13 protein-coding genes and 1 pseudogene are annotated in these 13,825 nt (G+C 75.0%); 10 read left to right on the forward strand and 4 right to left on the reverse strand.

The genetic code is table 11. The annotated features are described in order from the left end of the window. Positions 1-116 (forward strand): annotated as a pseudogene (locus JQX11_RS33705) (IS30 family transposase); the annotation flags it as partial. Positions 117-325: 209 nt separating this feature from the next. Further along, entirely contained in the window at positions 326-1,090 is a 765-nt protein-coding gene (locus JQX11_RS21355) for a class I SAM-dependent methyltransferase (protein ID WP_204926753.1), read from the forward strand. A 148-nt stretch (positions 1,091-1,238) separates the two neighbouring features. Here JQX11_RS21355 and JQX11_RS21360 read toward each other — a convergent pair whose 3' ends face one another. Continuing rightward, a complete protein-coding gene (locus JQX11_RS21360) occupies positions 1,239-3,383 on the reverse strand; it encodes a S9 family peptidase (RefSeq protein ID WP_204926754.1) in 2,145 nt (714 codons plus the stop codon). A gap of 86 nt (positions 3,384-3,469) precedes the next feature. On the opposite strand from JQX11_RS21360, the gene mshB reads away from it, so the two are divergent. The 3 genes from mshB to JQX11_RS21375 all read left to right on the forward strand — a co-directional run bounded on the left by mshB (position 3,470) and on the right by JQX11_RS21375 (position 5,493). Then, positions 3,470-4,486, forward strand: coding sequence for an N-acetyl-1-D-myo-inositol-2-amino-2-deoxy-alpha-D-glucopyranoside deacetylase (mshB, locus tag JQX11_RS21365; protein ID WP_204926755.1), 1,017 nt, complete (start codon positions 3,470-3,472; stop codon positions 4,484-4,486). 17 nt (positions 4,487-4,503) lie between these two features. Then, complete coding sequence (locus JQX11_RS21370) at positions 4,504-4,947, forward strand: hypothetical protein (protein WP_204926756.1); 444 nt, start codon at positions 4,504-4,506, stop codon at positions 4,945-4,947. A gap of 81 nt (positions 4,948-5,028) precedes the next feature. Beyond that, on the forward strand, positions 5,029-5,493 hold the full coding sequence (locus tag JQX11_RS21375) for a hypothetical protein (RefSeq protein ID WP_204926757.1): 465 nt from the start codon (positions 5,029-5,031) through the stop codon (positions 5,491-5,493). 105 nt (positions 5,494-5,598) lie between these two features. Here JQX11_RS21375 and JQX11_RS21380 read toward each other — a convergent pair whose 3' ends face one another. Further along, positions 5,599-6,603, reverse strand: a complete 1,005-nt coding sequence (locus tag JQX11_RS21380) for a GNAT family N-acetyltransferase (protein WP_204926758.1) — start codon at positions 6,601-6,603, stop codon at positions 5,599-5,601. 79 nt (positions 6,604-6,682) lie between these two features. Here JQX11_RS21380 and fdxA point away from each other — a divergent pair, with 79 nt between their 5' ends. The 5 genes from fdxA to JQX11_RS21405 all read left to right on the forward strand — a co-directional run bounded on the left by fdxA (position 6,683) and on the right by JQX11_RS21405 (position 10,565). After that, positions 6,683-7,009 carry a ferredoxin gene (fdxA, locus tag JQX11_RS21385; RefSeq protein WP_007072862.1) on the forward strand — a complete coding sequence of 109 codons (327 nt, stop codon included), beginning with the start codon at positions 6,683-6,685 and terminating at the stop codon, positions 7,007-7,009. Positions 7,010-7,119: 110 nt separating this feature from the next. Beyond that, on the forward strand, positions 7,120-8,223 hold the full coding sequence (gene dapC / locus JQX11_RS21390; RefSeq protein WP_307826292.1) for a succinyldiaminopimelate transaminase: 1,104 nt from the start codon (positions 7,120-7,122) through the stop codon (positions 8,221-8,223). A 10-nt stretch (positions 8,224-8,233) separates the two neighbouring features. Next, a complete protein-coding gene (locus tag JQX11_RS21395; RefSeq protein ID WP_204926759.1) occupies positions 8,234-9,238 on the forward strand; it encodes a prephenate dehydrogenase in 1,005 nt (334 codons plus the stop codon). A gap of 47 nt (positions 9,239-9,285) precedes the next feature. Next, positions 9,286-9,924, forward strand: a complete 639-nt coding sequence (locus tag JQX11_RS21400; protein ID WP_204926760.1) for an SIMPL domain-containing protein — start codon at positions 9,286-9,288, stop codon at positions 9,922-9,924. Beyond that, a complete protein-coding gene (locus tag JQX11_RS21405; RefSeq protein WP_204926761.1) occupies positions 9,924-10,565 on the forward strand; it encodes a nucleoside/nucleotide kinase family protein in 642 nt (213 codons plus the stop codon). Before JQX11_RS21400 ends, JQX11_RS21405 begins: the two co-directional genes overlap by 1 nt. Here JQX11_RS21405 and JQX11_RS21410 read toward each other — a convergent pair. Together JQX11_RS21410 and JQX11_RS21415 are read right to left on the reverse strand one after the other, a co-directional pair. Next, complete coding sequence (locus JQX11_RS21410) at positions 10,548-13,118, reverse strand: hypothetical protein (protein WP_204926762.1); 2,571 nt, start codon at positions 13,116-13,118, stop codon at positions 10,548-10,550. The two genes, JQX11_RS21405 and JQX11_RS21410, sit on opposite strands and share 18 nt — an antisense overlap. Before the next feature lie 91 nt (positions 13,119-13,209). Then, a complete protein-coding gene (locus JQX11_RS21415; protein WP_307826293.1) occupies positions 13,210-13,767 on the reverse strand; it encodes a sugar O-acetyltransferase in 558 nt (185 codons plus the stop codon). Positions 13,768-13,825: the final 58 nt, after the last annotated feature.

Below are 13,825 nucleotides of genomic sequence, written 5' to 3' on the forward strand. Positions count from 1 at the left end.
CCCAAAACGACCTCGACACCGTCGCGATCCAACTCAACGGCCGCCCCCGACAGACCCTCGGATGGGACACTCCCGCCGAAGCCCTTGATCGACTACTACTTGCACCGACCCCATGAAACCGCCGCCGCAGGATGACGCTAACCTCTTGATCGCCGGGGCAAGGCGGGGCGTGGGCGGGTGGGGGGTCATTGGGGCGATGTTGGGGTGTCATGGGGCTCGGATACCGCTATATCCGTGACGCTGAGTCGATCCGGGCCGGCGTCGACCCCCGGACAGAGATGCAAATCGATTGACCGTCGGTCGGTCGGTCGGGAGAGTGCAGGGCATGGACCCGACGTCGCGCGCCAACCGGACCGCCTGGGAACTGGCCCACCAGGATCGGGTCTGGGCCAACGACCAGATGACGGCCGAGGCGGCGGCCGGCGTCACGCTCGTCCCCAGTGAACGCGCGCTGCTGCGCGACATCCTGGCGACCCGACCGCTGGTGGTCCATCCGCAGAGCGGCAACGGCCAGGACGACATCGCCCTGGTCGACGCCGGTGCCCGGATGGTGATCGGCGTCGACTACAGCGAGCACGCGATCCACGGCGCGCGGGGGCGCGCCGATCACCTCGGTGCCGCCTGTCACTACCTGCTCGGGACGGTCCCCGGCGTGCCGCTGCGCGACGGCTGCGTCGACCTCGTCTACACCGGCAAGGGCGCGTTGATCTGGATGCCCGACATCGACGCCTGGGCCGCGGAGATGGCCCGGCTGCTGCGCCCCGGCGGCCACCTGTTCGTCCACGACGGTCACCCGGCCACCGACCTGTGGACCTGGGACCCCGACGAGCCGCGCATCCGACCCGACCGCAGCTACTTCGGCCGCTCGTTCGTGTGCGCCGACGACAGTTTCCCGGCCCACGGGGCGGTGATGTGGCAGTGGACGCTCGGCCGGATCGTCACCGCCGTGGTCACCGCCGGCCTGGAGATCCGGCGGCTCGACGAGTACGCGGAGCCGTTCTGGCGGATGGGCGACGTCGACGCGGCGGCCTTCCGGGGCCGCCTGCCGAACGCGTTCGCCCTGCTGGCCCGCCGCCCCACCGCCGGCTGACCCGCCCGGTCGGCGGTCCGCCGCCCGCTGACCCGCCCGGTCGCCGCACCGCCCGCTGACCCGCCCGGTCGCCGCACCGCCCGCTGCACCGCGCGGTCGCCCGCCCGGCGACCCCCGACCTGATCCGGCGGGACGGTCCCGCCACAGCTCAGCCCAGGTGGGTGCGGAGGAAGTCGAGTTCCAGGCGGAGCAGGCGTTCGGACAGCCCCCCGGCCGCCATGTGGGTGGCCCCGGTCAACGGCAGCACCGCGTGCGGCCGGCCGGTCGACAGCAGCGCCGCCGACAGCCGCAGCGTGTGCGCGGCCACCACGTTGTCGTCGACCATGCCGTGCACCAGCAGCAGCGGCCGGGCCGGTTCGCCGGGATGCAGCGGCTCCGCCGCCAGCTCCACCAACGAGTGGTGCCCGTACACGTCGATGCCGTCGTCGGGCAGGCCGAGGTAGCGCTCGGTGTACGCGGTGTCGTACAGCGTCCAGTCGCTGACCGGGGCACCGGCGATGCCGCACCGGAACAGCTCCGGATGGCGCAGCACCGCCAGCCCGGCCAGCCAGCCGCCGAACGACCACCCCCGGATCGCCACCCGCGCAAGGTCCAGGTCGGGGTGCTTGCCGGCGAGCGCGGTCAACGCGTCCACCTGGTCGGTCAGGATCACGTCGGCCACCCGCCGGTGGATCGCCTTCTCGAACGACGGCGCGACGCCCGGCGTACCCCGGTTGTCGACGGTGACCACGGCGAACCCGGAGTCCGCCCACCACTGCCGCTCCAGCCAGGCCGACCGGGCGGCCACCACCTCCTGGTGGCCGGGGCCGCCGTAGACGTCCAGCAGCACCGGCAACCGGGTGCCCTTGACGTGCTCGGACGGGTAGAGCACCGCCGTCGGTAACCGTCTGTCGGTCACCCGGACCAGCATCGGCCGGGGTGCCGACGAGGGGGTGGCGGCCAGCGACCGCAGCCGGGCCACCTCGCCGTCGCCGCGCCACACCGACCAGGTCGTCCCCGCGTCGTCAAGCGAGGCGGTGCCGACGACCAGGGTGTCCCCGCCGACCGCCGCCGTGTGCCAGCCGGGGGTGCTGCTCATCCGGCGGGCGTCCACCCCACCACCGATCGCCGTACGGACCCGGTAGAGGTGCCGTTGGCTCGGTTCGCCCTCGCTCGCCTCCACCAGCAGGTCGGCCGGGCCGGGGCCGGAGGGCAGCCGGCCCACCACCCGCCGCACGTACAGCGAGGGCGGGGTGAGCAGGGTGCCGTCGGCGAACAGGCAGCGGGCGTCGTACCCGTCGTGGGCCAGTTCGCCGCCGACCAGCACCCGGCCGTCGGGAAGGTGCGCCGGGGTGCCCGGGATCGGCTCCACCCAGCGCGGGTCGGCCAGCTCGGCGTGCACCTGCGTCTCCCCGGTACGCGGGTCCACCGCCAGCACCAGGCCGTGCTGCTGCGACCGGCGCAGCACGGTGATCAGCGGGTTGCCGTCGGCCCAGTCGACCGACGCCAGGTACGGGTAGGTCTCCCGGTCCCAGTGCACGTCGACCCAGCCGTCGTCCAGGTCGAGCAGGTGCAGGCTGACCTCGGCGTTCGGCCCACCCGCCCGGGGGTACGCGACGGTGGTCGGCGGGGTCGCCGGGTCCGCCGGGTCGTGCAGGTGCCAGCGGGGCAGCCGGGACTCGTCGACCCGGGCGGCGAGCACCATCCGTCCGTCCGGGGCCCACCAGTAGCCCCGGAACCGGCCGAACTCCTCCGCCGCCACGTGCTCGGCGAGCCCCCAGGTCACCCCGCCGTCCTCACCGGCCAGCAGGGAGTCGGTGCCGTCCGGGGCGACCACCCGCAGCTCGCCCCGGCGTACCCCGTCGGCGGCGTCGGTCACGTACGCCACCCGCTGCCCGGTCGGGTCGGGCCGGGGGTCGATCACCGGCCCGACGGTGGTCACCTCGATCACGTCGCCGTGCACCAGGTCGGCCCGGAACAACCGGCCGGCCAGCGCGAACACCGCCACCCGGCCCGCGCCGTCCAGCGCGTACGAGCCGATGCCGGCGGCGGTGAGCCGGCGACGTTCGCGCAACGCCCGCTCGCCCGGGGCCAGCGCCGTCGGGTCGGCGTCCTCGCCGAGCAGCATGGCCGGGTCGGCGATCAGCCGTTCCTCGGCGGAGGCGGTCTCCAGCGCCCAGAGCGCGTCGGCCGGATCCTCCGGGCCGCCCGAGCGGAGGAAGACCACCCGGGAACCGTCGTCTGCCACGGAAACGGCGCGCGGCGCCCCGTGGCTGAACCGACGGGTACGGGCGGCCAGCTCGGGAAAGTCCACAACCCGGATCGTAGAGCCGGGCCGGGCGTGATGTGGCCTACCTGCCTGGACGCGTACGCCCCGGGGCCCGGGGACCGCCGGTTAGAGTGACGGTCGTGACGACGCTGCCCGACCGACGCCTGCTGCTGGTCCACGCGCACCCCGACGACGAGTCCATCGGCACCGGGTCGACGATGGCGCACTACGCCGCCGCCGGGGCCCACGTCACGCTGGTGACCTGCACCCTCGGCGAGGAGGGCGAGATCCACGTGCCGGCGCTGGCGCAGCTCGCCGCCGCCGAGGCCGACCAGCTCGGCGGGTTCCGGATCGGTGAGCTGGCCGCCGCCTGCGCCGCGCTCGGCGTCACCGACCACCGGTTCCTCGGCGGTGCGGGCCGCTACCGGGACTCGGGGATGATGGGCATGCCCACGAACGGGCATCCCCGGGCGTTCTGGGCGGCCGACCTCGACGAGGCCGCCGGGCAGCTCCTGGCGGTGATCCGGGAGGTCCGGCCGCAGGTCATGGTCACCTACGACCCGAACGGCTTCTACGGGCACCCGGACCACATCCAGGCGCACCGGGTGGCGATGCGCGCGCACGAGCTGGCCGGCGCGGAGGGCATCGCCCCGGCCAAGGTCTACTGGACGGCGCTGCCGCGCAGCGTCCTGGAGGCCGGGATGAGCCACTTCACCGAGTCGTCGGACAACCCCTTCGCCGCGATCGACAGCGTCGACGACCTGCCGTTCGGCACCCCCGACGACCAGATCGCCGCCCGGATCGACGGCACCGACCAGCACGCCGCCAAGGAGGCGGCGATGCGGGCGCACGCCACCCAGATCCCGGCCAACTCCTGGCTGTACGCGATCGCCGGCAACTTCGGCGCGGAGTTCATGGGCGTGGAGTACTTCACGCTGGCGGTGGGGGAGAAGGGCCCCGGCACCGGCCGGTACGGCTGGGAGAGCGACCTGTTCGCCGGGATCGACCCGGACCCGGCGGACCTGCCGGGCGACCGGCCCGACCCGGCGGCCGGACGGCCGGTCGCGGCGGCGCGCCCGCCGCAGCGGCACGCCCCGGCGGCGGGTGACGCGTCGTCGGCGGCCACGGCGACGGCCGGGCTCCGGTGACCCTGCCCGCCACGCCGATGCCGGTCGTCGAGGAGGAGACCGCCGCCGTCCCGCCGCCGCCCGGCTGGACGGCGCACCTGCTCGACGTCGTGCTGCGGGTGGTCGGTGGGCTGGTCGCCGTGGTCGGCGGGGTGCTCACCGCCGTGATCGGGCTGCTGCTGTCCACCGTCCGGGCCGGCGGGCAGCTGATCGGGGTGTCGGTGGTGGTCACGATCCTGGGGGCGGTCGCGGTGAGCTGGTTCGCGTACGCCACGGTCGGCCGCAGGTGGGCGGTGGCGTTGCCGGCGCTGCCGTGGTTCGTGTTGATGGCGGTGGCGGCGGTGCGGACCGCCGAGGGTGACCTGTTGGTCGCCGGGGACAACTGGGTAGGGCTGGCGATGATCACCACCGGGGCGATGACGTTCGCGGTGATGGCGTTCCGGCAGATGCTCAGCCCGCAGCCGCGCCGCCACGACGGGTGATGACGACACACAGCCTGCGGTGGTAGATATTCCTGCCAGGAGACCCGCCGACGGGGCGGGTGGTACGGCGGGAGGCGTGTGATGACGCAGCGGTGGCGGGCGGTCGGGGTACTCGCGGCGGCCCTGTTCGCGGTCAACGTGGTGGCCCGGGTGATCATCAAACTCGGCTTCGACGGGAACGACACCGCCGCCGACCGGGTCTCGCTGGGCATGTTCGTCGTGGTCGGGCTGATCCTGGCCGGGGTGGTGTTCACCTGGGGTAAGGCTGTTCCGGCGGCGCGGTGGGGTGCCGACGTGGCTGCGGCGGTGGCCGTGGCGCTGCTGCTGACGGTGCTCGTCGGCCCGCTGCTGGTCGGGAACAACCCGTTCGGCGGGGGTGCGGGGCTGTTCTTCGCCCAGATCTGGCTCTACCTCGTCGCTGCGGCGGCCGGCGTGGCGCTCGGCTACCTGGTGCTGATCACGCTCGGCCGGGACCACCGCTCGCAGCAACTGCGGCGGTACGCCGAGCGCAACGTGGGCAAGCCGCGTCGGGTGGTCCGGCGCTGACCGCTGCCCGCCGAGGCTTGATCAACTCAACGGGGCGTAGGTAGCGGTGTCCGGACCGATGGGACACCGCAACCTCGGCCCACAGGGCCAAGCGGCCGACCCGGGTCAGCCCGGCGGGGCGACCCGGGTCAGGTAGGTGTGGTGGGTGGTGAAGCCGAGCTTGCGGTAGAGCGCCACCGCCCCGGTGTTGCGCTGCTCCACCTGCAGGAAGGCGTGCGTCGCCCCCTCGGCCGCGCCCCATGCGGCCAGGGCCCGGACCACCCGGGCGGCCAGCCCCTGCCGGCGTGCCGACGGGGTCACCTCGATCAGGCTGAGCCCCAGCCAGCGGCCCTGCCCGGTGACCGTGCCCCGGCCCGTCGCCAGCAGCGTGCCGTCGGCGTACACCTGGGCGAAGCGGAGCCGGGCCACGGCGGTGAGGATGTGCCGGGCGGAGTCGGGCAGGCCGCCCTTGCGCCCGGCGGCGACCGCGAGCCACTCCTCGGACGGCGCGACGTCGAGCACCACGGCCGGGCCGTCAGCGTCCCGGTCCGCGCCCCCCGGGGCCGGGCCACCCTCGTGGGACACGCGGTGCGGGTCGGAGAGCAGGGTGGTCAGGGGGACGGTCTGGACCAGGGTCAGCGGACGGGCGGTCCAACCCCGGGCGTCCAGTTCGGCGCCGACCGGCACGGCCAGCGGCAACGGCGTGTTGACCATGGGGGGTTGGCCGTGTCCGGCGTACCAGCGTTCGATGGCGTCGACCGCCGCCGGCAGCGGCCGGTCCGGGTCGCCCACCGGCAGGGCCGAGTTGGCACGTCCGGTCCAACCGTCGGCGGAACGCAGCAGCCAGTCGCCGAGCCGGCCGCGTACCGGCGCGGGCCACGCCTCGTCGGCCGCGAGTTCCAGCTCGACCACGGCCGAGGCGGTCGGCCGGCGGGTGGGCGGCACCCGCTTGGCCCGGTGCACCTCGGCCACCGGCACCCGGAGCCGACCCTGGGCGGTGGCGATGGTGAGATGGGTCTCGCTCAGCTCGACAAGCTCGCCGAGGGCGTCCGAGAAGAGGGGCCGGCCCTCACGAATCCCCACAATGCGGCGAACCACGATCCGGTGTCCCACATCCTGCTGTCGGAGCACGATCGACCTCCTCCCCGGCGAGATACTAGGCTCTTAGCGTCGCGGGTGATCGCGGCGAGTCTTGCGGAGGAGAAGACCGGTGACCTACATCATCGCCGAGCCGTGCGTGGATGTGCTCGACAAGGCATGCATCGAGGAATGCCCGGTCGACTGCATTTACGAGGGCAACCGGATGCTCTACATCCACCCCGACGAATGCGTCGACTGTGGTGCCTGTGAGCCGGTCTGCCCGGTGGAGGCCATCTTCTACGAGGACGACGTCCCCGAGCAGTGGAAGGACTACACGGGCGCCAACTACGAGTTCTTCGAGGACCTGGGCTCGCCGGGCGGTGCGTCGAAGATCGGCAAGGTGGAGAAGGACGCGACGTTCGTCGCCGGCCAGCCGCCGCGCGGCGAGGGCCACTGAACCGGCCCGCCGCCGTGACACCGGGGGTACCGGCCGGGCCCGCAGCGGCACCGGCCGGGGCCGCGCCGGAGCGTCCGGCCGGGCTCGCTCCGGCGTCGCCGGGTCGGCCCGTGCCGGTGTCGGCCCGGTTGCCCGAGTTCACCTGGGACACCCTGGACGCCGCGGCCACCCTGGCCGCGGCGCACCCGGACGGCCTGATCAACCTCTCCATGGGCACGCCCGTCGACCCGGTGCCCCCGGTGATCCGGCAGGCCCTGGCCGACGCGTCCGACGCGCCGGGTTACCCGCTGACAGCGGGCACCCCGGCGCTGCGGCAGGCCGTCGCCGGCTGGGTGGCGCGCGCCTGCGCCGCCGGTGTCGACGGGCTCGGGGTGCTGCCGACGATCGGTTCCAAGGAACTGGTCGCCTGGCTGCCCACCCTGCTCGGGATCGGCCCCGGCGACGTGGTCGTGGTGCCCACGATCGCCTATCCGACATACGAGGACGGGGCCCGGCTGGCCGGTGCCACGGTCGTCCGTGCCGACGCGCTGACCGCGGTCGGTCCCACCTCACGGGTACGCCTGGTCTGGGTCAACTCGCCCGGCAACCCGACCGGTCGGGTGCTGCCCGCCGCCCACCTGCGCAAGGTGGTCGACTGGGCGCGGGAGCGCGGTGCCGTGGTGGCCAGCGACGAGTGCTACCTCCCGCTGGGGTGGACTGCCGACGCCGCCCCGGTGTCGGTGCTCGCGCCGGAGGTCTGCGGTGGCTCGTACGACTCGGTGCTGGCGGTGCACTCACTGTCCAAGCGGTCCAACCTGGCCGGCTACCGGGCCGGATTCGTCGCCGGTGACCCGGCGCTCGTCGCCGAGCTGCTGAAGATCCGCAAGCACGCCGGCATGATCGTCCCGGCGCCGGTGCAGGCCGCCATGGTGGCCGCGCTCGGCGACCAGGAACACGCCGACGAGCAGCGGGAACGCTACCGGGCCCGGCGGGAGACGCTGCTCGCCGCGTTCACCGGGGCCGGGTTCCGGCTGGAGCACTCCGAGGCGGGCCTCTACCTCTGGCTCACCCGCGACGAGGACTGCTGGGACACCGTCGACTGGCTGGCCCGCCGGGGCGTCCTGGTCGCCGCCGGGGCGTTCTACGGCCCGGCCGGGCAGCGGCACGTCCGGGTGGCGCTCACCGGGTCCGACGCGCAGGTCGCGGCGGTCGCGCAGCGGCTCGCCCAGCCGTAGGACGCCGGCGGTGGGTGAGGACGTCGGCCGGCTCCGGGTCGCCGTGGTGGGCACCGGCCTGATCGGCGGGTCGATCCTGCTGCGGCTGCACGAGGCGGGCGTCCGGGTGACCGGCTGGGATCCGGACCCGGTGACCCGGGCCGAGGGCCGTCGCCGGGGAATCGACTTCCGCGACGACCTCGGCGACGCGGTCCGCGACCGGGACGTGGTGTTCCTCGGCGGCCCGCTGCCCAGCCTGCCGGAGACCCTGCTCACGGTGGCGGGGCTGACCGGTGACCGGTGCATCGTCACCGACGTGGGCAGCACCAAGGCGGCCGTCGCCGGGTTCGCCGGGGCACACGGGTTGACCGGCCGGTTCGTCCCCGGGCACCCGATGGCCGGCACCGAGCGGGCCGGGCTCACCGCCGCCCAGGCCGGCCTGTTCACCGACGCGGCCTGGGTGCTGTGCCCGAGCGTCGACGGGCTGGTGCCGTTCCGGACGCTGGTCGGGCTGGTCGTCGACGTCTTGCGCGCGCACGTCGTACCGATGTCGCCGCAGGTGCACGACCGGGTCGTGGCGCTGTCCTCGCACGTGCCGCACCTGCTGGCCGGCGGTCTGGCGGGGGCCGCCGCCGACTCGTCGGTGCGTGACGCGGTGGTCCGGCTCGCGGCCGGCAGCTTCCGCGACGGCACCCGGGTGGCGACCACCCCGGCCCGGCGGACCGCCGCCATGCTGCTGGCCAACCGGGAGCAGGTGCTGCGGCAGTTGGCCGAGGTGCGGGCCGCGCTCGACGCGCTCGCCGAGGCGGTCCGCGACGACGACCTGCCCACGCTGGTGGCCCACTACGAGCGGGCCGGCGCGGTGCGGGCGGCCGGGTCGGGCCGGGAACAGCCCGTCCGCCGGGCGTTCGACCTCGACGCCGACCCCGCCGGGGAGCTGGCGTTCGTCCGGTCGGTCGGCGAGTCCGGCGGGCACCTCACCGGCTGCACGGTGGCGCGGGGGACGGTGACGTACACCGGGCTGCGGCCGGCCTGACCGCGCGGTTGCCGGCGGCACGCCGGTCGCGCCGCTAGGGTGGATGCGTGGCGGACGGACCGGTGGTGGCGGTGCGCGGTGAGGCGTACCGGGAGGTGCCGCCCGAACTGGCCCGCTTCGAGGTGACCGCGACGGCCCGGGAACGGGACCGCCAGGTCGCGCTGACCCGGCTCGCCGAGCGGGCCGCCGCCGTGCGGGTGCTGCTCGACGAGCACGAGCCGGCGGTGGACCGCCGGGAGGCCGGTGAGCTGCGGGTCCGGCCCGAGACGAACCGTTCCGGCGAGCGGGTCGTCGGCTACCTGGGCAGCGTCTCCACCACGGTCACCGTCACCGACTTCGGCTCGCTGGCCGAGCTGATGCTGCGGCTGGCCGAGCAGGACCACGTCGAGGTGGCCGGCCCGTGGTGGTCGTTGCGCCCGGACAGCCCGGCCCACCGGGAGGCCCGGCACGCGGCGATCGCCGACGCGCTGCGTCGGGCCCGGGAGTACGCCGAGGCGCTCGGTGCGCGGGTGACCGCGCTGCTGGAGTTGGCCGACACCGACGAGGGCTCCGGCATGGGCGGGGCGATGTTCACCCGCCAGGCCCGCCAGGGCGGCCCGCCGGAGCTGGACCTGGACCCCCGCCCGCAGTCGGTGCACGCGGTGGTGCGGGCCCGGTTCACCATCAGCGAGCCGGTCCTGGCCTGATGCCCGGGGCGCGTCCGTTCTCCCTCGACGACCTGGTGGCCCGGGCCCGGTCGCTCGCCGACGCCGGCCCCCGGCAACTGCTGGGCATCGCCGGTGCGCCGGGGGCGGGCAAGTCCACCCTGGCCGAGCGGATCGTCGCGGCGGTCGGCCCGGGCGCCCGACTGGTGCCGATGGACGGCTTCCACCTCGCCCAGGCCGAGCTGGTCCGGTTGGGCCGGGCCGACCGCAAGGGCGCGGTCGACACCTTCGACGCCAACGGGTACGTGTCGCTGCTGCGCCGGTTGCGCCGGCTGGAGCCGACCGCCGTGTACGCGCCACTGTTCCGCCGTGACCTGGAGGAGCCGGTGGCCGGGGCGGTGGAGGTGCCGCCCTCGGTCCGGCTGGTGGTGACGGAGGGCAACTACCTGCTGCTCGCCGAGCCGCCGTGGGACGAGGTGCGGTCGCTGCTGCACGAGGCGTGGTTCCTCGACCTGGACGCCGGGGCACGGCTGCGCCGGCTGGTGGCCCGGCACGTCGCGTACGGGCGGTCGCCGGAGGCGGCGCATGCCTGGGCGTACGGCAGCGACGAGGCGAACGCCGCCGTGGTGGCGGGCACCGCCGACCGGGCCGACCTGGTGATCCGGTCAACCGACCCGGGGTGACGGGACGGTACGCCGCAGCAGCCGGGCCACCAGGGCCCGCTCCCGGTGGAACTCCACCGCCTCCGGGTAGCCGCTGTGGTTGCGGATCGGCGGGTCGGCGACCTCGCCCCCGCTGGGGTGCAGCGCCTCCGGGTCGGTCACCGGCACGTCCCGTTCCCCGGCGTTGACCTGCCAGCCGAGCGGGTCGGTGTTCCGCCAGAAGTTGGTCCACGCGACGTGGCCGGAGGGCCAGGTCAGGGCGTCGGCGAGCACCCGGAGCCGGGTCGGGCCGAAGTAGGCGGGGAAGACCCGCCCGTAGAGCCGGGTGAGTTGGCAGCCGTACGACAGGAACCAGATCCGTCGCCGCCACCGGGTCGGCAGTTGGAGCACCGTCGCCGCGCAGATCACCGTGCCCTGGCTGTGTCCGGAGAGGATCACCCCGTCCATCCGGCGGGGGTCGCGCTCGGCCAGCGCCAGGATGCCGGCGATCCGGGTCTGCAACTCGGGGACGGCGCGTTCGGCGTAGCTGGGTGGGGCGAGCGGGTGCGCGGCGCGCGGCCAGAAGGTGCCGACGTCCCACAGCACCCCGACGCTGCGTCGGACGGTGTCGTTGCGGTAGACGAGCATGCCGAGGCCGGCGACCACCAGCGGCAGCCAGCCCAGCAGGGTGTCCCCGAGGTCGGCGGCGGTGTGCACCAGCCCTGGCCAGCCCGACGCGCCGGCCGGTGCCGGGCGGGTCCGGGTCAGCGCCGCCACGCAGGACAGCGCCACCAGCACCGCCGCGATGGTGGCGTAGCAGCCGATCAGCCGTACCGCGTGCTCACCGACCAGGCGGTGCAGCGCGCGGAAGGTGCTGACGTGCCGGCAGCGGCGCAGGTCGTGTGCGGAGAGGGCCTGCCCGGCGGTGGCGAGCCGCCGGTACTCGACGCGGCGCAGCCGGTGGAAGAGCACCCCCGCGCGGACCAGCGTGCCGAGCAGGGCGGCGGTGGCGAGGGTGAAGGCCAGCCCGGCCCAGATCACCGGCAGGGGCGGCACGATCGGGGAGAACCCGCTGGGTGAGGCGGCCCCGTCGAGCCGGTCGGTGACCCAGTAGAGCAGGCCGGCGCAGTAGGCGATGGCCATCATCCAGCCGAAGCCGGCGATCACGGCGGCTCCGCGTCCGCCCCAGGCGACGTCGGTGTGCACGCCGAGCGGTTGCTGGCCGGCGTCGCTGCCGGTGCGGGGCAGCAGCAGGCCGGCGGCGGCGAGCGCGATGGCCGGGGCGGCGAGCATCCAGACCCGCAGCCCGTCGGGGGCGGCGGGGACGCCGGGCAGCCGGCCGTCGAGCCAGGCCACGCCGAGGGGCAGCAGCACGGCGGCGGTGCCGGGGACGGGCAGCGCGCGGCGGCCGGAGCGGGTGACCGTGCCGATGGCGATCAGCAGCAGCACCTGGTAGGTGGCGAGCCAGGCGACCAGCCCGTCGTAGCCGGGCAGCGAGTGGTCGGCGCGGCAGCCGGCCAGGCCGGGGTCGCGGGTGCAGCCGACCGGTGGGCGCAACTGCGCCAGCGGGGTGCCGGCGGGGCCGTCCGGCAGCAGCAGGAGGGTGAAGGTGCCGGCCAGCGCGAGGCCGGTGAGCACGCCGACGGTGAGGCTCCACCGGCCGAGCGGGCTGGCCCCGCCGCGCCGGGTCAGCCAGGGGCGGCCCACCGCCACCACCGCGATCACCACGACCGTGACCAGGGCGGCGACGGTCGGGACGGCGACCACGGCGCGGACGCCCCGGGCCGGGTCCAGCACCAGCACCGCGCCGACGGGCACCGCCGCGGCGAGCGCCGCGCCGACGCACAGGTGCAGCACGGCGGCCCGGCGTAGCTGCCCCTCCCCGCCCCAGAAGGTGGGGTCCTGCAACGGGTTGGCCGGGTCGGATGCCGGCTCGGCCGGGTGCTCCCCGTCGCCCGCCAGGGATCGGGGTTCGGCGGGCATCTCGGCCTCGTACTGGTAGGTGCGCCAGGACACGATGCCGAGCACCAGCAGCGTCGCCAACGGCACCAGCAGGCCGACGGCGAGCGCGTGGGCGTCCGCGCGCCACCAGCCCCGGCCGAGGAACTCCCACGGGCCGGGCAGTTGCCGCAGGCACTCCTGGTCGACGCACTGCCAGGCGATCAGGTCGACCCCGATGCCGGTGGCGGCGAGCACCAGGGTGCCGGTGAGGCTGAGGCAGAACAGCCGGATCAGCCAGGCGGTGATGCCGGAGCGGCTGCCCCAGCGTTCGGTGTCCGGGTCGGGCGGGATGCCGGGGCGGGCGTACAGGGCGACGTTGGCGAGGGTGAACGGCAGCAGCAGCGTCCACAGGGCGCGTTCGACGTCCCGCGCGGTCCGCGCCCCCGAGGTCAACTGCCCCCAGCTGTACGCCTCGACGACGAGGGGGTCGTCGGGGGCGGAGTCGCTGGCGCGGTAGAAGCCGGTGACGTCGCCGCCGGACACGAGCCGGGGTTGCGGGCCGGTGCCGGTCGGGTCGGCGGGCAGGCCGAGGATCTGGTCGGGCGGGGTGTTGGACACGCCGTGTACCCGAAGTTCGAGTACCCGCTCGGCCATCGGTGCTCCCTGGTGACGAAGTCACTACCCAGAGTGCATCGGAATTTGCCGTTCGCCCACGGTTGCGTCGAGGTTTTCGCAGCTCAAGCTGTTACTGCAGGGTGCGGATCACCCGTGCGGGGTTACCCACGGCGACCGCGTCGGGGGGTAGGTCGCGGGTGACCACCGCGCCCGCGCCGACCACCGTGTTCTCCCCGACGGTCACTCCGGCGAGGACGATCACCCCGCCGCCGAGCCAGACGTTGTCCCCGATGGTGATCGGCTGGGCGGCCTCCCACTTGGCCCGCCGCGCCCGGGCCTCGACGGGGTGGGTGGCGGTGAGCAGCTGCACGTTCGGTCCGATCTGGACGTCCGCGCCGATGGTGATCCGGGCGACGTCGAGCAGGACGGCGTTGAAGTTGACGAAGCTGCGGTCCCCGAGGTGGGTCTGCCAGCCGTAGTCGCAGTGCAGTGGCGGGCGTACCCAGGCGTCCTCGCCGACGCTGCCGAGCAGGTCGCGCAGGGCGGCGAGCCGGCCCTGCGGGTCGTCGGCGGGGCTGCGGTTGAAGCGTTCGACCAGTCGCGCGGCGCGGTCGAGGTCCGCGACGATCTCGGGATCGTCGGCGACGTACGGCTCGCCGGCGAGCATGCGTTCCCTCATGGACGTCACCAGGTGATCGTCGCCGATCGGACGGGCGGACGGAGTGGAATCGGGTCGGTCGTGTCTC

Origin of the sequence: Micromonospora humida (assembly GCF_016901255.1) — a bacterium.
GTDB classification, from domain to species: Bacteria; Actinomycetota; Actinomycetes; order Mycobacteriales; family Micromonosporaceae; genus Micromonospora; species Micromonospora wenchangensis.

Excerpts from the sequence above, each read along its gene's own strand:
- JQX11_RS21355 (WP_204926753.1), top strand. The coding sequence starts at position 326 with ATGGACCCGACGTCGCGCGCCAACCGGACCGCCTGGGAACTGGCCCAC.
- JQX11_RS21370 (WP_204926756.1), top strand. The coding sequence starts at position 4,504 with ATGCCGGTCGTCGAGGAGGAGACCGCCGCCGTCCCGCCGCCGCCCGGC.
- JQX11_RS21410 (WP_204926762.1), bottom strand. The coding sequence starts at position 13,118 with ATGGCCGAGCGGGTACTCGAACTTCGGGTACACGGCGTGTCCAACACC.
- JQX11_RS21375 (WP_204926757.1), top strand. The coding sequence starts at position 5,029 with ATGACGCAGCGGTGGCGGGCGGTCGGGGTACTCGCGGCGGCCCTGTTC.
- JQX11_RS21405 (WP_204926761.1), top strand. The coding sequence starts at position 9,924 with ATGCCCGGGGCGCGTCCGTTCTCCCTCGACGACCTGGTGGCCCGGGCC.